Below are 19,039 nucleotides of genomic sequence, written 5' to 3' on the forward strand. Positions count from 1 at the left end.
TCAATCCTTCTTGAGCGTGACGACCGGCAGGTACGCGGTGCGCGTGGAGCCGTCGATCTGTTCGAAGTCCAGCGTGTCCCAGGCCTCGCGGTCAAAGCCGGCGCCGCCGAGCAGGGCGGAGGAGAGCAAGGCGCGGATCGAATTGATGTGGCGTTCCCCGGCCGGAAGCTGCCCCCAGGCCTCCGCCAGGGTGGCGGCGCCGGCCATGGCTGCGCGGATTGCCGCAGGGCTGGCTTTGCCGGTCCGCGGCGCCCGCACCCGGTCCGAGTCGCTGAACGCGATTGGGTCGGCCAGCTTCGGCGGGGCCGCGAATTCGTCCGGGTCGAACAGCTTGACCATGGCCAGGGATTCGAACCCGGCGTTGAAAAGTACCGGGCCGCGGACCAGTCCGGGCCTTTCGCGCTCGTACGGCAGGGACCTGACAGCCTGTTCGGCCTCGCGCAGGACCTTGCGGAGGCGGACAGACTGGCGGAAATCATCGCTCTGGACGTAGGTGTTGAGGCTTTCGCTGAGCTTGCCGTAGATCCGCTGGATCTGGCTGTGCTGGGTACGCAGTTCCGCCACCAGGTTTTTCAGCGTCTCCCGTTCGTCATGGCTGAGGTCATCGGCGAACTGCCGGCTGAGTACCTCGCCGATCGCTGACCGGAATCGCAGTTGCTGCTGCGGGTCCTCCAGGAATGCCGTGAAGGACCGGAATGTTCTGCCCTCGGGGCTCTGCCGGAGCCGTTTGTCCGCTTCCAGCACTTGGGCCATCGTGGCGCCCTTGCTGAGGGATTCTTCGATGATCTGGTTGCGGAGCTCGCCTACCAGCTCCTCGATCCGGTCACGCATCTTCTTATAATCTGCGGGCAGGCTGGCGGCCAGGTCCAGGATGTTGCCGGCGGCCTCGACTGCTTCGTCGTCGTCGAGCAGCCCGTCAACGCCGCCGGAGCTGATGTCCGAAATCAGCTGGCGCCGTTCGCCGATCTCCTCCTCGAGGGATTCCAGCCGGGCGCTTTGGTCAGGGTTGGTCTCGTTGGCGAGCTTCTCGACGTCGCCGAGCAGGGTGCCGAGCCGCGAACCGTTGAGCGTGGAACGCTCACTGGAGAGGCTGTCTAAAAAGGCGAGGACCCGGGCGGCGGGTTCGGTGAGCTCGTACACGATCTGCCCGGACTGGTTGCGCCGGGTCAGGAAGTTCTTGCGGGTCCACTCGTCGCCGAACGATTTCCCGTTGGCCGTTCCGCCCAGTACAGGGTCCTGGCGGCGGAGCTGCTCGAGGAAGGCGTCGACGTCGGCGTGGAATTGTTCCAGCGGAAGCTGGGGCCTGGTGCGGGTGAAAGAGGCCTGCAGCACGGCGATCACCCAGGGCGCCGAGCGGGTCAGGGCCCAGGCCGGGCCCTTGGTCAGGAGTTCAAGGTCCCGCAGCCTGGCGGTGATGGCGTCGGCGGAGGACAGGGCGGAGCGGGACACGCACTCTCCTTTAACTGCCGTGGGATCTGGGTTGGGGCAGCGGATCCGGAAAAACTGCCAGCTACAAGGTTAACGCAGGCCCGGGCACGTCACGGAAGTCCGCCTCCGGGCGGAGTCTCCGCAACCGCTCCGTGACCTACGCTCCAGTAGTATTTCGATCCCATATCAAGAGCCCCGGCACGCGTCGTGGACTCTGGCTGGCACGCTGTCGGCACCCTACGCTCGGGCTACTGATTGAACAGATGCACATGGTGCAGGGGGAAAAAATGCAGTTTGACCTTAGCGCGGTGGAGACGGCAACACTGGTCTTTATCGGAACTCTCGTGTTTGCCCTGGTGATCGCGGCGTTCATGATGACGGCGGCCTTCGTGGCCATGATCCTGGTGGGTGCAGGGCGGTTTACCTGGCTTGTTGCCGCGAACGTCCTGCTGGGCCTGGTCCACGGCATCAACCACGCTTGGGACCGGCTGGTGCACCACGCCTCCCGGGCAGGGCTTCCGGGCGACTTTTCCGGTGACTTCGTCGGGGACATTGCGGCCGAATTTAGGGGCCAATCGGCCCCTAGCACCGGCACTTACCCGCGGGTAGTATTGCGGGACAGCTGAAGGGTCTTCCACCCACGGCGGATCCAGGGCTCGAGCCGGTAACCCCGGTTAGAGGAGATGCCCGATGAGCTCCGCCGTTGAGAACCCAGCCACTGGCACTGCAGCCGACAGCCCTGCCGCGGATGTCCCCATCCCGACCGAGGCGATCGGCCCGGACGCCACCGCGGCCGATGCACGGGCCATCACCGAGGCTGCCCGGGACACCAGCTGGGACCGGCCCAGTTTTGCCAAGGGCCTCTACCTTGGCTCCTTTGACCTCAGCCTGATCCACCCCTGGCCGGAAGCCCCCGCAGACGACGTCGAACGCGGGGAGGATTTTATGGCCCGCCTCACCGAATACTGCCGAACGATGTCCGGGCGCACTATTGAGCGGGACGCACAAATTCCGGACGAATACCTCAAGGGCCTCGCCGAGCTGGGTGTTTTCGGCATGAAGATTCCCCGGAATTACGGCGGCCTCGGCCTCTCGCTCGTGTACTACGGACGCGCACTGGGCCTGCTGGGCTCGGTCCACCCCAGCCTCGGCGCCTTGCTCTCGGCACACCAGTCCATTGGCGTACCGGAGCCGGTCAAAGTGTTCGGCACCCCGGAACAGAAACACGAATACCTGCCGCGCTGCGCGGCCGGGGCCATTACCGCGTTCCTGCTGACAGAGCCCGACGTCGGCTCGGACCCTGCCCGGATGGGCAGCACCGCCGTCCCCTCCGAAGACGGGAAGTCCTACCTCTTGGACGGTGTTAAGCTCTGGACCACCAACGGCGTGATCGCCGAACTCGTGGTGGTCATGGCGGTGGTTCCCTCCCACACAGGCGATGACGGCACCGTGCACAAGGGCGGAATCAGCGCCTTCGTCGTCGAGATGGACTCCCCCGGCATCACGGTGGAAAACCGCAATGCGTTCATGGGCCTGCGCGGCATCGAGAACGGTGTCACCCGGTTCCACCAGGTCCGGGTGCCCGCCGCCAACCGCCTGGGCCGCGAGGGCCAGGGCCTGAAGATTGCCCTCAGCACGCTTAACACCGGCCGGCTCGCGCTTCCTGCACTCTGCGTCGCCTCGGGGCGGTGGAGCCTGAAGATCGCCCGTGAGTGGTCCAATGCCCGCACCCAGTGGGGCCGCCCGGTGGGCGAACATGAAGCCGTGGGCAAGAAGATCGCTTTCATTGCGGCCAGCTCTTTCGCACTCGACGCGGTCTTCGAGTTGACCGCCGAGATGGCCGATGCCGGCCAAAAGGACGTCCGGATCGAGGCCGCTCTGGCCAAGCTGTGGTCCACCGAGATCAGCTGCCGGATCGCCGATGAATTGGTCCAGATCCGCGGCGGCCGCGGCTTTGAGACGGCGGACTCGCTTCAGGCACGGGGTGAGCGCGCCGTGCCGGCTGAGCAGCAGTTCCGTGACCTGCGCATCAACCGCATTTTCGAGGGATCCTCGGAGATCATGAAACTGCTGATCGCCCGCGAGGCCGTGGATGCGCACCTTGCAGCGGCCGGGGACCTCGCCTCCGCGGACGCCAGCCTGTCCGAGAAGGCCAGGGCCGCGGTCGGAGCGTCCGGTTTCTACGCAAAATGGCTGCCCAAGCTGGTGGCCGGGGCCGGCATGGACCCGCGGTCCTACACCGAATTTGGCCGGCTCGCGAAACAGTTGCGCTTCGTGGAGCGGTCCTCCCGGCGGCTGGCGCGGCAGACGTTCTATGGCATGGGTCGGTGGCAGGCGAAGCTTGAGCACAAGCAGGCGTTCCTGGGCCGGATCGTGGATATCGGTGCCGAGCTGTTTGCCATGGCCGCGTCCTGTTCCCGGGCGGAAATGCTGTTGCGGACCACCCCGGAGAAAGGGGCTTCCGCCTACGAACTCGCCGAGGCGTTTTGCGAACAGGCCCGGGTGCGGGTTGATGAGTATTTTGATCAGCTCTGGAGGAACACCGACGACAGCGACCTGGTTGTCTCCCGACATGTCCTGGCCGGGAACCATGAATGGCTGGAGGCTGGCGTGCTGGATCAGTCCGAGGGCACCGGTCCGTGGATAGCCGACGCCGGCCCGCGCGCGTCGGTCAAGCCGAATCTGCACCGGAAATACCGTTGAGCGGGAGCGTCGGCGCCAGACAACCCGGCGGAGGGAAATAGTAAGCATCCTTGCTACCTTGTACCGCCCGTGCTTAGCTGGACACGATTCGAACGCCGGCCCGCGCCTTGCGGCAACGGGCCCAACAACGGACCCGCAATTTCAGTGAAAGTGAGCAGTCCTCATGAGCAGCCCAGTAGGCCCCGAAGATCGCGATCCTCGACGCGTCCGGAACGAGGAAGCAGGCGCCAGCCAGGACGCCCGGGTCCACGACGCCCGCCAAGAGGCAGACCGCCGCGAGGACACCCGCACCACCGAAACCCGTGTCATCCCCACCGGAGCCGGGACCACCGCACCCACCCGCGCTCAGGATGTGGTCCGCACCGGGCCGGTGACCGCCGTGCGCCACGAAGAGCCGGTGCGCCAGGACCAGCCGGCTTATGAGACCGCCCCCGAGGTCCCTACCCGCGAAAGCGTCGTGGCCCGCGAGAAGGAGCAGTTCGGCGGCATCAAAGTTGGCTCCGCATTCTTCGGCTGGCTCGCGGCCACCGGCATGGCCGTGTTGCTGACCGCGCTGGTCGCGGCCGCCGGCACGGCCGTCGGGCTTGCCACGAATACGGACGTCAATGCGGCCGTCACCTCCGGCAATGAGACGGTGGGGCTCGTCGGCATTATCGTGCTGCTGGTTATCCTCTTCGTGTCCTATTACTGCGGCGGCTACGTCGCGGGCCGGATGGCGCGCTTCAACGGCACCAAACAAGGCTTCATGGTGTGGGTCTGGGCGCTCATCGTCGCGGTGATCGTCGCCATTCTCGGCGTGGTGGCCGGCCAGAAGTACAACGTCCTGGCGCAGCTCAACAGCTTCCCGCGCATTCCGGTCAACGAGGGTGCATTGACCACCACCAGTGTCATTGCCGCGGTGGTGGTGGCTGCGGTGGCCCTTGTCGGCGCCGTCCTCGGCGGAACGGCCGGCATGCACTTCCACCGCAAGGTGGACCGCGCCGGGTTCACCCCGGTGGACCGGGCGCGGGAACGCTAAGAGACACCATCAAGGTAATACCAGCGGCGGTCAACCCGCAGGAAGCGGCTCGTCTCGTGGTGGACGCCGCGTTCGCCGCCGTGCCGGTAATGGGCCCTGAACTCGACGGTCCCCTCTGTATCAAATGGTCCGCCGCCTAAGGTGGAGACGATATCCAGCCGACGCCACGTGGTACCGGGCTCCAAGTCCACCACGCCCGGCCGTGAGTCCGGATGCCAGGTCCGCAAGAGGTAGCCGGCGTCGAGCACCACGAAGGCGCTGTACCGGGAGCGCATCAGCTCCTCGGCTGTTGCAGCGTGCGCTCCACCGCTGTGGTACCGGCCACAGCACTCGGCGTACTGTTCACCCCTAAGGCAGGGGCAGTTGCCAAGGAACGGGACCGGGACGGGCCCGAGGGCACCCGGGCTGCTGGCTGCTGGGGGTGTCACAGGGTCCTCTCCGGAGGCCGGGGGCACCGGCAGGGCTTGCTACCGACTATAAGCCACCGTCCAGCGGCCCCGCAGGGCAGCCGGTGTAACAGCTTCGACACGACTTGGCCGGGAAGCCAGATACCTGCGTCTCCGGGGGAAAAAGTCCGTATGGTTAGGGGTGCCGTGACCCCGCCGTGCCGGCGGGCGCGTCGCTTTGAAGGCCAGTTAGGAGAGGTGAAATGGGAGATCCGACAACCATCGCCCTGAACCTGACCTTCCTTGGCACCTTGGCAGTGGCGCTCGTCATGTTCTTCGGCCTGTTTCTGGTCTTCGTGGCCACCTTGGTGATCGCGGGCCTCGGCCGGCTGTGCGCCGTGACCGTCATGGGCCTGGGGCGCGCGCTGTTCAGGACTGGCCGCAAGACCGCCGGAACCTCGCAACGGAACACCACAGTCCGGTTTGCCGGCACCATCTCGAATCGCCCGCCGGCCGAAGCGCCGAAGGCTGCCCCACCGGCCAAGCCGGCGAAGCCTGCGAAGGCCGCCAAGAACGAAGCCACCCTTTCGCCCGGCTGGGCCGCCGCCGTTGCGCGGGCTGACCGCCGTGCCGCCGCCCGCGCCAAGGCGGAAGCAGCGCCCACGGTCAGGGTCTCTGTGCGCGAACTGCCGGACCCCGCCGCGCCGGCGCGCGACCTCACCGCCGTCGCACCGCTGGTGGCATCGGCCACCGACCCGAACGGCCGGCCCGGCACCAGGCCGGCCGCCTTCAAGAAGGCGCCGGTGCCCGCTGTGAACTCCCTGCTGGACACGGGCTCGCTGGTATCCCGCCCCGGCCGGTTGCCGCTGCCCCTAAAATCCCAGGGTGCGCCCGCGGCCGAAACCGCAGGCCAGCAGGCCAACCACCGGCCCAAGTCCGCGGCCCAGGCCCAGGAACGCAAAGCCGGCTGAGGTCTTACCCCCGGCAGCCAAGTCGGCTACGGTGAAACCCATGGAATTCAGATACCTCGGGAACAGCGGCTTCAAAATATCGGAAATCACCTTCGGCAACTGGCTCACCCACGGGTCGCAGGTGGAGAACCAGGTCGCCACCCAGTGCGTCCGGGCTGCGCTGGACGCCGGCATCAGCACCTTCGACACCGCCGACGTGTACGCCAATACGGCGGCGGAGACCGTGCTGGGTGAGGCCCTCCGGGAGGAGCGGCGCGAATCGGTGGAGATCTTCACCAAGGTCTTCGGCCCCACCGGCCCCAAGGGCCACAACGATCTCGGGTTGTCCCGCAAGCACATCATGGAGGCCATCAACGGGTCGCTGACCCGGCTGCAGACCGACTACGTGGACCTGTACCAGGCCCACCGCTATGACTACGAAACCCCGCTGGAAGAGACCATGCAGGCCTTCGCGGACATCGTGCGGCAGGGCAAGGCCCTCTACATCGGCGTCAGCGAATGGACCGCCAACCAGATCCGCGACGGCCACGCCCTCGCGAAGGACCTTGGCTTCCAGCTGATTTCCAACCAGCCGCAGTACTCCATGCTGTGGCGGGTCATCGAGGCCGAGGTTGTGCCAACGTCAGAGGAGCTCGGCCTGTCGCAGATCGTCTGGTCCCCCATGGCGCAGGGTGTGCTGAGCGGGAAATACCACCCCGGCAAACCGGCCCCGGAGGGCAGCCGCGCCACGGACGCCAAGGGCGGATCCAAGATGATCGAGCGCTGGATGTCCGACGAAGTCCTCACCGGTGTGCAGCAGCTCAAGCCAATCGCGGACGAGGCCGGGCTGACCATGGCCCAGCTGAGCATCGCCTGGGTCCTGCAGAACAAGAATGTTGCCTCCGCCATTATGGGCGCCTCCCGGCCTGAGCAGATCGAAAAGAACGTCGCGGCAGCCGGCGTCAAGCTGGACGCCGGGATCATGGACAAAATCGACGCCGCAATCGGCGCCCTGGCCGAACGCGACCCGGCACAGACCAAGTCTCCCGCCTCCCGGGAGGCCTAGGCCCGTGGCCGGCGCGCCCACGCTCGCCGTCACCGGGTCCACCGGGCATCTGGGGGCCTGGTGGCGCGCGGGCTGGCCGACGCCGGCAGCCGGCAACGGCTGCTCGTGCGTGACCCCGGCCGGGCACCGGAACTGCACGGAGCCGTGCCCGGCATCTTCACCTACGCTGACCGGATACTAGCCGAATCAGCCCTCAAGGGGGTGCAGACGCTGTTCATGGTGTCCGCCGCGGAGGCTGAGGACCGGCTGCAACAGCACCGCACCTTCGTGGACGCGGCGGCAGCAGCCGGGGTGCAGCACATTGTTTACACCTCGTTCTTCGGCGCCGCCCCCGACTGCACCTTCACCCTGGGCCGGGACCATTTCGCCACAGAGGAGCACATCAGGGCCTCCGGGATGGAGTTCACCTTCCTCCGGGACAACTTCTACCTGGACTTCCTGCCACTGCTGGCCGGGGACGACGGCGTCATCCGCGGACCCGCCGGGCAGGGCGCCATGGCGGCTGTGGCCCGGGCGGACATTGCCCGGTCCGCCGTGGCCGTACTCCGGGACCCCGCCCTGCACGTTGGCCGCACCTACAGCCTCACCGGTCCTGCGGATATCTCCCTGGCCACGGCCGCGGACCTCCTCACCGCCAGGACCGGCCGCACCATCACATTCCAGAACGAGACCCTGGAGGAGGCCTACGCCTCTAGGGCCCCGTTTGGGGTTGCTCGGTGGCAGGTGGACGCCTGGGTGAGCACCTACACGGCGATCGCCGCCGGGGAACTGGCCGGGCCGACGCCGGCGGTCCACGAACTCACCGGCCGCGAGCCGCTCAGCCTGGCGCAGTTGCTGGACGATTCGCACAAGATTTAGCGGGCGGTTGCCGGGCCGGCCCGGTATTGACGGCTTCCGGGGTGCGGCGTAGACCTGACTACAGGTGACACCGGTCCAAAACCGGGCTGGTCCGGACCAGAATCGCAGTGCCATGCCAAAGCAGCTTTCCCCCCACTCGTCCATTCTGAAAACCGCGCGCTCCGGCCGGAAACCCGGGGAACACGCCGGCGAACCCAGCTACGGACCGCTGACAGGCGAGGAACTCCAGCTCGCGGCGCGGAATCATTCGCTGCCGTTGGAGGCGCTGCGGGAAGACCTGACGCCGCCGGGCCTGCATTACGCGCTCACGCACTTCGATATCCCGTTCCTCGAGGCCGAGCGCTGGCACCTGCAGATCAGCGGGGCCGTGCAGCGGTCCCTGGAGTTGAACCTCAAAGCACTCCGCCGGGCGCCGCGGGTCAGTGTCCCTGTGACCCTCGAATGCGCCGGCAACGGCCGCTCGCTGTTACGGCCCCGGCCGCTGAGCCAGCCCTGGCTCCTCGAAGCCGTGGGCACCGCCGTCTGGACCGGAGTTCCACTCGCTTACCTGTTGACCCAGGCCGGGGTGCAGGACGGCGCCGTGGAAGTCCTGTTCACCGGTGCGGACACGGGGATCCAGGGCGGGGTGCGGCAGCAGTTCGCCCGGAGCCTGCCGATCGCCGAGGCGCTGCGGCCTGACATCGTGCTGGCCTACCGGATGAACGGAACCGACCTGTCCCCGCAGCACGGCTACCCGGTGCGACTGGTGGTGCCCGGCTGGTACGGCATGGCCAGCGTCAAGTGGCTCTCCACGATCAAGGTCCTGACTGCACCGTTTGAGGGTTTCCAGCAGGCGGTCGCCTACCGTTACCAGCAAAACGCGGACGACGCCGGTGTCCCCGTCACCTGGATGAAAGTGCGCTCGCTCATGATCCCGCCGGGCATCCCGGACTTCTTTACGCGGCACCGGGTGCTGCCTCCCGGCCCGGTGATGCTGGCCGGGAAGGCGTGGTCAGGCGGAGGTGCGGTCCAGCGCGTCGAGGTGGGCATCGACGGCACATGGACCCCGGCACAGCTCGAACGCCCGGCCGCCCCCTTCGCGTGGTGCGCCTGGTCCCTGCCCTGGATAGCTGATTCCGGCGAGCACGAACTGGCCTGCCGCGCCACGGACGCCAGTGGTGCCACCCAGCCGCTGGAACAGGTCTGGAACTATCAGGGCATGGGCAACAACGCCGTCCAACGGATCAAGGTCACGGTCCAGTAGCGGCCCGGCCGCCCCTGCCGCCGCTAATAGTCAACGATCGCGCCGGCAGAAATGTTAACCGTGGCGTCGGTGATGGCACCGGCCTTGTCCGAGGCGGCGAAGCAGGCCACGTTGCCGACGTCGGCCAGCGTTGCGGTGCGGTTCAGGTGCGCGGACCTGGTGATCTCCTCGACGATCTCTTCCCGGCCCTCTGCCTGCCAGGGAATCGTCTCAACAATCCCGCCGGAGACCATGGTCACCACGCGGATTCCATGTCTGCCGAGTTCCAGCGCCCATTGCCGGCGCAGCCCTTCCATCGCGTCCAAGGCCACTTTGAAGCCCCCGAGACCGGGCAGCGTCCGGGGTCCGGAGCCGCCGAACATCAGCACCACCCCGGAGCGTTGCTTGATCATGTGGGTGGCCGCCGCCCGGGTGGTGAGGAAATGGGTGCGGCTGGCCAGGGTGACTGGCTGAACGAAGTCATTGACGTCGATCTCCATCAGCGGCTGCTGGACGTCGCCGAAGGAAATGGCGTTGAAGGAGATGTCTATCCGCTTGCTTTTCCGGGCCGCACGGCCCACGAAAGCGTCCACCTGTTCCTCGTCCAGGGCATCCACGACGGCGGTGTCCGCCTGTCCGCCGGCTTCCAGGATGTCCCTCGCCACTTTTTCCAACGCAGGCTCCGTGCGTCCGGCGAGGTGCACAACGGCGCCCTCTGCCGCGAAAGCCCGGGCCACGGCGCCCCCAATGGAACCTCCCGCGCCGTAAACCAATGCGGTCTTGCCCTGCAGCAAACCGCCTCCCGGCACCTCGTTGTTCCGCATGATCGCCTGCCTCCCGGCTGGAGTGGTAAATTCCCTCCACTATGTTCTCGCCGGACACTGCTGGCAAGAGGGGCGGGCACGATCAGGAAGCGAGAGTTCCGCGGACGATACTCACGCTCGAGTGCGCGGGATCGCCGTCAACCGGTTCATCGGATACGTCCACGATCGGGTACTCACCCAGGTTCAAGCCCGCCGGCACCGAAAAAATGCCGGAGTCCGAGGTCATCACTCCCAGGCTCACGAGCCGTGACAGGTCCGGCGCGATCAGCCAAACCTCCTGGTATCCTCGGGCCTCGTTCTTGTCGACGTGGATCTCCAGGGTGCGCTGACCGTCCCTGGACTCAACCACCCGGGCCGAGCCGGTGGCAGAATGCTGGTCCACGGGCGCGAGTAGCGCCTGGGCCAGCGGGGTCAGGGCCGGTTGGTTCTGTTGCACGGACCAGAAGACGCCGGCGGCCAGCAGCGCTGTGGCGGCAGCCGCCGCCAGCCATACCCCGGGGCGGCGGAGCCAGCCACGGCCGCCGTCGACCTCCCGCACCCCGCCGCGGCCCGGGAGACGGAGCGGCGCGGCGGCACCGGACGGTGGGGCAGGGACGTCCGGTGACGGTGGCAACGGCCCGGCTCCCGACGTCGGGGTTCCCAGTGGATCGGCGGCCACGGCGCTGGACAGCCCCAGGGCACCATGGATTCCAGCCCACACCTGCGGCCCCGGCGCTTCCAGCGCCGCGGAATCCGGGCCGGGCCGCACCGCCACGACAGCGCGGCGAAGTCCCGCGTAGTCCCCGGCGCATGTGGCGCACGAACGGAGGTGGTGTGTGGCGTCATCTCCGAGCTCTTCCCCGAGGGCCAGCAGGCTCAGGGACTCCGGATCAAGATGTTGCACGTTCTACCTCCAATCGGCTTCTTAGCTGGGACAAACTGCGGCGGATGTGGCTTTTGACCGTACCAAGCGGCAGGTCCAGTTTCTGTGAGATCTGCGAATGCGTCAGGTCCTCGTAAAAGGCGAGCTTGAGGATGGATCCCTGCGGCTCCCCCAGCCTTTCCAACTCACCGTCCAGCAGCAGCCGGTCGGCCAGCAGCTCCGCGGCCGCGTGCCCGGCGCCTTCGTCGGGCACCGGTGAGAGCTCGACGGCGGCCAGCACCTTCCGGGTTTCCCTCGTCGAGGCTGCCTGGGCGTCGGTAATGACATTCCTGGTGATGCCCACGATCCAGGCCGGGAGCCTCGCCTTCGTCGGGTCGAACGCCGACCGCGAGCGCCACACCCGAATAAAGACGTCCTGGGTGACGTCGTCAGCAGCAGCGTCGTTGCGCAGTGAGCGGAGCGCCAAAGCATGCACCATGGGAGAAAACTGACGGTACGCCTCGACCAGCACGGTCTCGTCGCCGGCAGCAAACGCGTCGTTCAGCCCCGCATCCCACGCGGAAGAGCTCTCGAAAGGTGCCAAGCTTGGCTCCTTTCCGCTGCTGATGGCGACGACAAGCGCAGCGTCCCGCATCAAGCCGGTACCGCCGTGACAATCACATTGTCGCCGTAGTCCTGTTGTTCGTCCAGCCATCGGCCGCCGCAGGTCACGAGCTTGAGCTGGGGTGGTCCGTCGCGCCGAAAGATGGACGCACCGTCAAACGCGTCCTTGGCCATGAGTTCCACCCCGGTCACCCGGAAAGTCAAGGCTGGGGCTCCCTCCCGCTGCACCTGGACGAGGGTGCCAGGGGCGACTGTCTTGAGTTGGGAGAAAGGCGCATTCTCCGAGGTCGTGTCGACGTGCGCCGCCAGGACGGCGGTCCCGGTGGCGGCTCCGGGCGCCGGCCCGAAGCGATACCACCCGGCCTCATCGAAGGGTTCCGGGATCTCCATGGCCCCGTCCGGGCTCACACCCACTTCCACGACGGGCATGTTGATGGTGGTCCCGTCCACGCTGAGGAAACTCGGGGCCGGGTCCGGGGCCGGCCGGCTCAGCGGGCTTGCCGGCCGGACCGGGACAGCGGGTTTGGGAACGGCTGCAGGTGTGGGAGGCGCCGCGGGCAGGGCCTGTGGTCCAGCTGCGGCCGGGCGACTGGCGCCCGGGCCGGCCGCCCGCAATTCACTCCCCTCCGCGGCCACGGGCGGCGGCGGAACGGTCCCCGGCGCAGCGCAGCCACCGAGCAGCAGCACCGTGCCAACGGCAGCAGCTGCTATGTGTGCATGGAAGCGCCGTCGTGCTGCCGTCCTCCGGTCACGAGCCGGCGGCCGGAGGACGGCTTCCGCCGTCGCGGTGGGTTTCATGTCCGTCCTTTCCGGGGAGGAGCAGCGGCCGGCCGCCCGGCGGGGGAGCCGGGCGGCCGGAAACCGGTTGCGGGGTGCTAGCTGTTGCGGCGGAAGGCCGGCTGCCTGCGGGCAACAGCGATCCCGCCGGCGAGCAACAGGAGCGCCGCGGCGCCGACACCGACCGTCGTGGCCGTCTGACCGGCTGAGGCGGTCCCGGCGTCAGAAACGCCTGCGCGTGCTCCGGGAACGCCTCCCGGTGCAGAGTGCAGACCGTCAATGGTTTGTACCGCCAATTGCAGGTTCTTGTCCGCAAGGCTGCCCCAGGCGTACACCACCGTGTGGGTGCCTTCTGTGACTGTCACATCTGCCGGTCCAATCACCGGGGCCGTCGTGCCGGCTGCGGCCACGGCAACGGACAAGGTGCCGGGATCCAGCGTCAGCGTTTCCTCCTTGGGGTTGGCAAGGCCGGAAATCACCGGCGACCCCCCGGCAAGAATGTCCACGGCCGGTGCCGCTGCCGTGTGGCGGACCGTGAGCTTGCCCTTGCCGGCATCGATCTGCGACACGTCGTTGGTAAAGAAGTTGGCCGTCGGTTTGCCCTCGGCGTCGAGGTTGGCCACGGCCGTGTAGTTACCGTTGGCGGCAAGAGTGACCTTGACGGGGCCGATTACCGGCGCTGATGCGTCCGCCGCATTGGCGGCGGTGATGGCCAGGTCGTACTCGCCCGCCGGGAGGGCCAGCGGACCGGCAAGGGTGCCCGGGGCGAAGTCGTCCAGGGTGCGCTCGCCGTTGACATACACGTCAACAGTCAATCCCGGCACGCCGTGGAGAACGGAAAGCTGGGCGTCGGATTCGGCCGCCTGGGCAGGACCGGCGAGGGTAAGAGCTGCCGCGATCGCGACGGCTCCTGCGGTGAAAAGGCTGGTACGCATGTACATCTCCTTCAACGGCCCGGCCAGCGGGCGATTTTTGCTTACACCCCTACTACCGGCAGGGTGGGGCATTTGGATGCACATGCATGCAGAAATTTTAGTGCGCGACGTTGGTAGGCCCCGGATGACCGCGGCGGGTTCTAGGTGCGCGGCGCAGCGTCCGGTCCGGGTGGCGGTGCCGGGCTGACGGCGGAAGCCGGTCCGGCCGGGGGAACGGTGGCGGCAAGTCCGGCGGTGTCACCCGGATCCTGCGGACCCACGTCCAGATGGAATGGCGGGTATTCATCGCGCATCAGGGAAACGTAGGTCATCACGCGATAGATCCAGCGGTTCAGCCCCATCAGGAAGTCGAAAAGGCCCCTTGTATAGACGCCGGTGAACAGCAGGATTAATCCGGCGATCAAGACCAGGAGCCCGAACAACGAGAAACCCGCCCCTCCCTGTACCCACTGGCCGTCGCGGTAAACCCAGGCCTGGGTGGTGCCGGTCAACAGCGAGATGATCAGCAGGTGCGGTATGGCCAGAAGCCAGGATTTCACCAGCACCAGGCCGCGGGAGAGTTTCTCGGGGTACTCGACGTCGAAGTCTGCCGGATAATCCGTGCGTGCCAGGGTGAACGGCGGATACATGTCCGTGCCAAGAGCCCCGTAGGAGTAAAACGATACGCGCCAACTCCAGCGGAGGACGCCGACGTTGAAGTTGAACAAGGAGCGCGGGTACCGGCCGGTGAAGAGAATCGCAAACCACGCCACGATCGCGACAACCACGAAGGCAAACCACAGGAAAAACAGGACGATGAAGTGTGGGATGGCCAGGAGCCACTTAACCAGCCACAACCAGCGCGACAGGTTGGGATCCAGATAACCGCTGAGCCGGGCCGGATAGACGACGCCGGCAGTATGGGGAATGCCCGATACTGCGCCCGGGCCGGCTCCGGCCGGGTAAAGCTGCGGGACTGCTGCCGCAGGCAGGGGCTGCGGGTAGCCCGGCCGGGCCGGGGCTCCGGGCTGGGCTTGCGGGTACCCGGGCTGGGGCCCGGGATGGCCTGGCACGGCTTGCGGGTCTCCAGGCTGGGGCTGCCGTTGGCCGGGCCGGGGCGGTCCGTTGCTGTCGCGGCCCAGCCCGATGGCGCCGAGCACAATCAAGGGAACGCCAAGGAGCAGCAACACGATCCCGCCGGTCAGCAGCCCGACGAAGACAGGCCACAGCAGATCCGAGCGTGCTCCGGCTTTCATGTCCACGTTCACGGGGGCACTGCCGTCGGCATTCATGATCACCACGGCCCAGTTGCCGGACCGCAGGTCCCATTTCAGCTGCTGTTCTCCCGCACCCGTGGCGGACGCGGCCCAGAAGCTTTGGTCAGCCGGCCTGGCCGGAATCTGGGCTCCGGCCACATCCCGGTACAGCGCCCGGAAAGGGTTGAAGCGCACGGCGGTGATCTCCGAATGACTGACGCCGTCAAGATAGGCAGCGACGTCGCTCTGCGGGCCCACTCCAATGAAGATTTCCTTGCCGGCATCCGCGGAGCCGCTCAGCATGAGACTTCCCACGACACCCACCGGAACGGTGTCCGGCACGCCGTTCTCGGTCATGATGTCCAAGCGGGGCGAGGTGAGGGCGTAGGAGTTCGTGACGTAGCGTTCCGCCGGGGTGGTGAAGTACCCGCCGTCGCGCTGCAGGTAGTTGGCGAAACCCGCTGCGCCGGCGCCGGCGAGCAGTGCCAGTCCGAGGAGGGCGCTGATCGTGCCCAGTACCAGCATGACTATCCGGCCTGCGCGCATGGCCGCCGTCCTTTCCGATGACTTAGCCCAGCGTGATTCAGCTCGCGACCGAGGCGAGAAGCTTTTGTGCCCAGCTTTCGGCTTTCCCAATTTCACCGTCGCGAAGGGGACCCTCGCTGCCCCGGACGTAGAAGGGCATGGGGGCAGCGATGAGGTCTGCCCCGCCGGCCTTCAGTGCGTGAGCTATTTTCCTGGCGGCGTCGCCGTGGATGAACATCCGGACACGGGTGTCGAACGCCGCGGCCTTCACCCCCCGGAGGGACCCGTTTCCCAAGTCAGAGAGCAACGCGGTGATCTTCGGCGTCGGACGCCATCCATTGATGGGGCTGCCGACCACGAGAAGGTTGCCGTACGCGGAGTCGTAGACAACGAGGGCCTTCACGCCGTGATCACTACCTTCAGCGCCTTTGTTTCGGCCGCCCGGGAAAACGTGTCGTACGCCTCCAGGAAGTTCTCAAAGGTGAAGTGGTGGGTGGCAAATTTTTCCGCCGGCACCTTTTTCTGGGCGACGAGCTTGAGCAGCATCGGGGTGGTGTTGGCATTGACCAGGCCCATGCTGATGTTGATGTTCTGGATCCAGAGGTTTTCCACGTGCAGTTCCACGGATTTGCCGTGCACGCCGACGTTGGCGACGTTGCCGCCGGGACGCACGATGTCCGTGCACATGCTGAAGGTTGCGGGGATGCCGACAGCTTCGATCGCGACATCCACCCCCTGCCCGTCTGTCAGCGCGAGCACCTGTTCCTTCCAGTCGGCATCGCCTGAGAGAACGACGTCGGTGGCACCGAACTCGCGGGATTTCTCCAGCCGGTTCGGGTCAAGGTCCACAGCGATGATGGTGGCGGCTCCGTAGAGGCCAGCCGTGGCGATGGCGGCGAGACCCACCGGACCCGCCCCGACGACTGCGACCGTGTCGCCCGGCTTGACGCGGCCGTATTGCACCCCGATTTCGAATCCGGTGGGAAGGATGTCGGACAGCATGACGGCCTGTTCATCGGTGACACCCTCCGGAAGCAGGTGAAGGGAGTTTTCGGCGTAAGGCACGCGGACGTACTCGGCCTGGGTGCCGTCAATCAGGTGGCCGAAAACCCAGCCGATGCCTGATGCTCCTTCCTCGCCCATGCAGTGCGAGTACAGCCCGGTTTTGCAGTTGGCGCAGTGGCCGCAGGACTTTATGCAGGAGATGATGACCCGGTCGCCCACCTTCAGGCTGGTGACCGAGGAGCCGATTTCGGTGATGGTCCCAACGCCCTCATGGCCGAGGATTCGGCCTTTGGTCACGGCAGGAACGTCTCCCTTAAGGATGTGGAGGTCGGTGCCGCAGATGGTGGTGGTGTCCACCTTGACAATCACGTCGCTCGGATTCTGGATCGTGGGATCGGGGACGTCTGTCCAGGATTTCTCTCCGGGACCGCCGTAGACGAGGGCTTTCATGCGTTCTCCTTGATTCTGAGGATTTCCGGCGGATCCACGATGCGCAATTGGCACGGTGTTACCGACTCGTCGATGCCGGATGACACGACTGACCGGCGGGCGTGCTCGTGGAGGTCGTCCATGGCCTCGGCCGTGACGCGGGCGTGAGCCAGGTCAACCACGATTTCGTAGCCGGGGAGTTTTGCTGCCACCCGGCGGCAAACCACATGGAGAGCCCTGATGTTTGCGGGTGTCACCACGCCCCGAACGTTGACGCGTGCCGACTTCTCTACGGCGTCAATGCGGATGAGGACCCTCATGCGGGGATCCCCGTGAGAGGGGTGTGCGTAGTAGGAACTGGACCGGTTGCCGTGTTGTCTGGGGGTCACGGGGCATCAGAGCTCCCGCGCAAACTGCGGGCGGACTCAACGCTGCAAATAACACTGAAGACTGTCATGGTGGCTGCGGTCTCCCGCCCCGGTCCCGCAGGCGCGGTAAGGAGCGGAATGCCTTTTCCTTCCCCAAGGTTCGAGCGAGACCGTATATCTGAAAGCGAGCGGTCCCTTCCCCAAAGGCCGTGCAGGACCCGCCCCAAATCCAGCATGGTTGATGCGCCGTCCGGGGATAAGGGGCGAAAGTCCCTTCCCCGCCCGCCGCCCGGTTCCCGGCGCAGGGGCAGGTCCGGCTAGGTGCACCGCGCTGCGGCACTTAGCCTGTCTCATATGCCTGAGACTCCTGATGATGCAGTGAACGAGCTCGTGCTTGCCTCGGTGCGGATCCCCGGCGGGACGGCGCTGTACGACATTCACGTGGCCAAGGGCGTGGTGTCACGGATCGTTCCCGCGGGGACTGTCGGCAGCTCCGGATCCGGCGTGGTCAGCCTGGACGGCCGGTACGTCATTCCGGGACTGTGGGATGAGCATGTCCACATGACCCAGTGGGCCCTCGCCGCCAACCGGATCGACCTTTCCGGCGCCGTTTCGGCGTACGGGGCAGCCGGCGTCGTGCGCTCTTATCTGTCCGGCCGGAACCACGGTGGCCGGACGGCGGTGGGCGTCGGCTTCCGGGACGCTGTGTGGGCGGATGTCCCCAGCCTGGAACTGCTCGACGGCGTCACCGGGGGTGTGCCGACGGCGCTGCTGAGCCATGACCTGCACTGCGTCTGGCTTAACAGTGCGGCAGCGTCCCGCTACGGCGTGGCGGTGGACGCATCCGGGCTGCTGCGGGAGGAGCCAGCCTTTGCACTGACGCGTGAGCTGGCCAAGCTGCCGGAGGCCGTGGTGGACGCATGGGTACAGAACGCCGCTAAGGTGGCGGCAGCGCGTGGCGTCGTCGGGATTGTCGACTTCGAGATGACCTGGAACCGTGACGTCTGGCTGCGCCGGGTGGCTGGCGGGTTCGATTCGTTCCGGGTGGACGCCGGCGTCTATCCGCAGGACCTGGCGCGGGCCGTCGGCGACGGCATGCGCACCGGGCAGGAGTTCGACGGCGGGGCGGGGCTGCTGCGGACGGGTCCGCTCAAGGTGCTGATCGACGGCTCCCTGAACACCCGCACGGCCTACTGCGTGGATCCGTATCCGCACGGCGGACGCGGACTGCTGACGGTAAGCGAAGCGGAACTGCTGGACCTGTTGGTTCGGGCCGGGGACTCCGGGTTTGTCCCGGCCGTGCATGCGATCGGCGACGGCGCCAACGAGGTGGCACTTAACGCTTTTGCGGCCGCCGGGATCGCCGGGCGGATTGAGCATGCCCAGTTTGTCCGCGCTGCGGACTTCGCCCGGTTCGGCGAGCTGGGCCTGACGGCGAGCGTCCAGCCAGCCCATGCCCTGGATGACCGTGACACTGCCGATTCGAACTGGGCGGGGCGGACGGACAGGGCCTTCCCGCTGCGGTCGCTGCTCGCGGCCGGAGCGAAGCTGGCGCTCGGTTCGGATGCGCCGGTGGCGCCGCTGGAGCCGTGGACCGCCATGTCGGCGGCCACCACCCGTGCCGGGCTGGACGGGAGAGAGCCCTGGCATCCGGAACAGGCACTTTCCCGGCAGGAGGCCCTGGCCGCATCCACCCGCGGACAGGGCAGCATCAGGGTCGGGGCTGCGGCAGATCTTGCGGTCCTCGACGGCGACCCGCTGGGGGTATCCGATGCTGCCTTCGCCGCGATGCCGGTGGCCGCGACGCTGGTGGCGGGGCGGTTCACGCACGGCGGGCCATAACCG

18 protein-coding genes and 1 pseudogene are annotated in these 19,039 nt (G+C 67.0%); 8 read left to right on the top strand and 11 right to left on the bottom strand.

What is annotated here, in order from left to right; all coding sequences use genetic code 11:
• Positions 1-1,449, bottom strand: coding sequence for a DUF3375 family protein (locus tag VUN84_17110; GenBank protein XAS63976.1), 1,449 nt, complete (start codon positions 1,447-1,449; stop codon positions 1-3).
• Positions 1,450-1,715: 266 nt separating this feature from the next.
• Here VUN84_17110 and VUN84_17115 point away from each other — a divergent pair, with 266 nt between their 5' ends.
• From VUN84_17115 to VUN84_17125, 3 genes are all read left to right on the top strand, one after another.
• Positions 1,716-2,054, top strand: coding sequence for a hypothetical protein (locus VUN84_17115; GenBank protein XAS63977.1), 339 nt, complete (start codon positions 1,716-1,718; stop codon positions 2,052-2,054).
• Between the two features lie 64 nt (positions 2,055-2,118).
• Positions 2,119-4,131: an acyl-CoA dehydrogenase family protein gene (locus VUN84_17120; GenBank protein XAS63978.1), complete on the top strand. Its 2,013-nt coding sequence runs from the start codon at positions 2,119-2,121 to the stop codon at positions 4,129-4,131.
• Positions 4,132-4,294: 163 nt separating this feature from the next.
• On the top strand, positions 4,295-5,149 hold the full coding sequence (locus VUN84_17125; GenBank protein XAS63979.1) for a YrzE family protein: 855 nt from the start codon (positions 4,295-4,297) through the stop codon (positions 5,147-5,149).
• Here VUN84_17125 and VUN84_17130 read toward each other — a convergent pair.
• A complete protein-coding gene (locus tag VUN84_17130) occupies positions 5,146-5,577 on the bottom strand; it encodes a YchJ family protein (GenBank protein XAS63980.1) in 432 nt (143 codons plus the stop codon). The genes VUN84_17125 and VUN84_17130 overlap by 4 nt on opposite strands.
• Positions 5,578-5,798: 221 nt before the next feature.
• Here VUN84_17130 and VUN84_17135 point away from each other — a divergent pair, with 221 nt between their 5' ends.
• The 4 genes and pseudogenes from VUN84_17135 to VUN84_17150 all read left to right on the top strand — a co-directional run bounded on the left by VUN84_17135 (position 5,799) and on the right by VUN84_17150 (position 9,652).
• Entirely contained in the window at positions 5,799-6,506 is a 708-nt protein-coding gene (locus tag VUN84_17135) for a hypothetical protein (GenBank protein XAS63981.1), read from the top strand.
• Positions 6,507-6,546: 40 nt separating this feature from the next.
• Entirely contained in the window at positions 6,547-7,551 is a 1,005-nt protein-coding gene (locus VUN84_17140; GenBank protein ID XAS63982.1) for an aldo/keto reductase family protein, read from the top strand.
• A 4-nt stretch (positions 7,552-7,555) separates the two neighbouring features.
• Positions 7,556-8,409: pseudogene (locus VUN84_17145) on the top strand (SDR family oxidoreductase).
• Positions 8,410-8,521: 112 nt separating this feature from the next.
• Complete coding sequence (locus VUN84_17150; GenBank protein XAS63983.1) at positions 8,522-9,652, top strand: sulfite oxidase; 1,131 nt, start codon at positions 8,522-8,524, stop codon at positions 9,650-9,652.
• 23 nt (positions 9,653-9,675) lie between these two features.
• On the opposite strand, the gene VUN84_17155 is transcribed toward VUN84_17150, so the two are convergent.
• The 9 genes from VUN84_17155 to VUN84_17195 all read right to left on the bottom strand — a co-directional run bounded on the left by VUN84_17155 (position 9,676) and on the right by VUN84_17195 (position 17,146).
• Positions 9,676-10,455: an SDR family oxidoreductase gene (locus VUN84_17155; GenBank protein ID XAS63984.1), complete on the bottom strand. Its 780-nt coding sequence runs from the start codon at positions 10,453-10,455 to the stop codon at positions 9,676-9,678.
• A gap of 82 nt (positions 10,456-10,537) precedes the next feature.
• A complete protein-coding gene (locus VUN84_17160; GenBank protein XAS63985.1) occupies positions 10,538-11,338 on the bottom strand; it encodes an anti-sigma factor in 801 nt (266 codons plus the stop codon).
• Positions 11,325-11,951, bottom strand: coding sequence for a sigma-70 family RNA polymerase sigma factor (locus VUN84_17165; GenBank protein XAS65892.1), 627 nt, complete (start codon positions 11,949-11,951; stop codon positions 11,325-11,327). Before VUN84_17165 ends, VUN84_17160 begins: the two co-directional genes overlap by 14 nt.
• On the bottom strand, positions 11,951-12,370 hold the full coding sequence (locus tag VUN84_17170; protein XAS63986.1) for a class F sortase: 420 nt from the start codon (positions 12,368-12,370) through the stop codon (positions 11,951-11,953). Before VUN84_17170 ends, VUN84_17165 begins: the two co-directional genes overlap by 1 nt.
• 425 nt (positions 12,371-12,795) lie before the next feature.
• On the bottom strand, positions 12,796-13,632 hold the full coding sequence (locus tag VUN84_17175) for a DUF4397 domain-containing protein (protein XAS63987.1): 837 nt from the start codon (positions 13,630-13,632) through the stop codon (positions 12,796-12,798).
• A gap of 140 nt (positions 13,633-13,772) precedes the next feature.
• On the bottom strand, positions 13,773-15,413 hold the full coding sequence (locus VUN84_17180; GenBank protein XAS63988.1) for a DUF4389 domain-containing protein: 1,641 nt from the start codon (positions 15,411-15,413) through the stop codon (positions 13,773-13,775).
• Between the two features lie 37 nt (positions 15,414-15,450).
• Positions 15,451-15,795: a flavodoxin gene (locus tag VUN84_17185; GenBank protein XAS63989.1), complete on the bottom strand. Its 345-nt coding sequence runs from the start codon at positions 15,793-15,795 to the stop codon at positions 15,451-15,453.
• A complete protein-coding gene (locus tag VUN84_17190) occupies positions 15,792-16,847 on the bottom strand; it encodes a zinc-dependent alcohol dehydrogenase family protein (protein XAS63990.1) in 1,056 nt (351 codons plus the stop codon). The genes VUN84_17185 and VUN84_17190 overlap by 4 nt, the downstream gene beginning before the upstream one ends.
• Complete coding sequence (locus tag VUN84_17195) at positions 16,844-17,146, bottom strand: hypothetical protein (GenBank protein ID XAS63991.1); 303 nt, start codon at positions 17,144-17,146, stop codon at positions 16,844-16,846. Before VUN84_17195 ends, VUN84_17190 begins: the two co-directional genes overlap by 4 nt.
• 402 nt (positions 17,147-17,548) lie before the next feature.
• On the opposite strand from VUN84_17195, the gene VUN84_17200 reads away from it, so the two are divergent.
• Positions 17,549-19,036 carry an amidohydrolase family protein gene (locus VUN84_17200; protein ID XAS63992.1) on the top strand — a complete coding sequence of 496 codons (1,488 nt, stop codon included), beginning with the start codon at positions 17,549-17,551 and terminating at the stop codon, positions 19,034-19,036.
• Positions 19,037-19,039: the final 3 nt, after the last annotated feature.

The organism is Micrococcaceae bacterium Sec5.8 (assembly GCA_039636775.1).
Classification (GTDB): domain Bacteria; phylum Actinomycetota; class Actinomycetes; order Actinomycetales; family Micrococcaceae; genus Arthrobacter.

What these genes read in the sequence shown, in the direction of transcription:
- VUN84_17115 (XAS63977.1), top strand. Translation starts at nt 1,716, where the DNA reads ATGCAGTTTGACCTTAGCGCGGTGGAGACGGCAACACTGGTCTTTATC.
- VUN84_17120 (XAS63978.1), top strand. Translation starts at nt 2,119, where the DNA reads ATGAGCTCCGCCGTTGAGAACCCAGCCACTGGCACTGCAGCCGACAGC.
- VUN84_17125 (XAS63979.1), top strand. Translation starts at nt 4,295, where the DNA reads ATGAGCAGCCCAGTAGGCCCCGAAGATCGCGATCCTCGACGCGTCCGG.
- VUN84_17135 (XAS63981.1), top strand. Translation starts at nt 5,799, where the DNA reads ATGGGAGATCCGACAACCATCGCCCTGAACCTGACCTTCCTTGGCACC.
- VUN84_17140 (XAS63982.1), top strand. Translation starts at nt 6,547, where the DNA reads ATGGAATTCAGATACCTCGGGAACAGCGGCTTCAAAATATCGGAAATC.
- VUN84_17150 (XAS63983.1), top strand. Translation starts at nt 8,522, where the DNA reads ATGCCAAAGCAGCTTTCCCCCCACTCGTCCATTCTGAAAACCGCGCGC.
- VUN84_17155 (XAS63984.1), bottom strand. Translation starts at nt 10,455, where the DNA reads ATGCGGAACAACGAGGTGCCGGGAGGCGGTTTGCTGCAGGGCAAGACC.
- VUN84_17165 (XAS65892.1), bottom strand. Translation starts at nt 11,951, where the DNA reads ATGCGGGACGCTGCGCTTGTCGTCGCCATCAGCAGCGGAAAGGAGCCA.
- VUN84_17175 (XAS63987.1), bottom strand. Translation starts at nt 13,632, where the DNA reads ATGCGTACCAGCCTTTTCACCGCAGGAGCCGTCGCGATCGCGGCAGCT.
- VUN84_17180 (XAS63988.1), bottom strand. Translation starts at nt 15,413, where the DNA reads ATGCGCGCAGGCCGGATAGTCATGCTGGTACTGGGCACGATCAGCGCC.
- VUN84_17190 (XAS63990.1), bottom strand. Translation starts at nt 16,847, where the DNA reads ATGAAAGCCCTCGTCTACGGCGGTCCCGGAGAGAAATCCTGGACAGAC.
- VUN84_17195 (XAS63991.1), bottom strand. Translation starts at nt 17,146, where the DNA reads ATGAGGGTCCTCATCCGCATTGACGCCGTAGAGAAGTCGGCACGCGTC.
- VUN84_17200 (XAS63992.1), top strand. Translation starts at nt 17,549, where the DNA reads ATGCCTGAGACTCCTGATGATGCAGTGAACGAGCTCGTGCTTGCCTCG.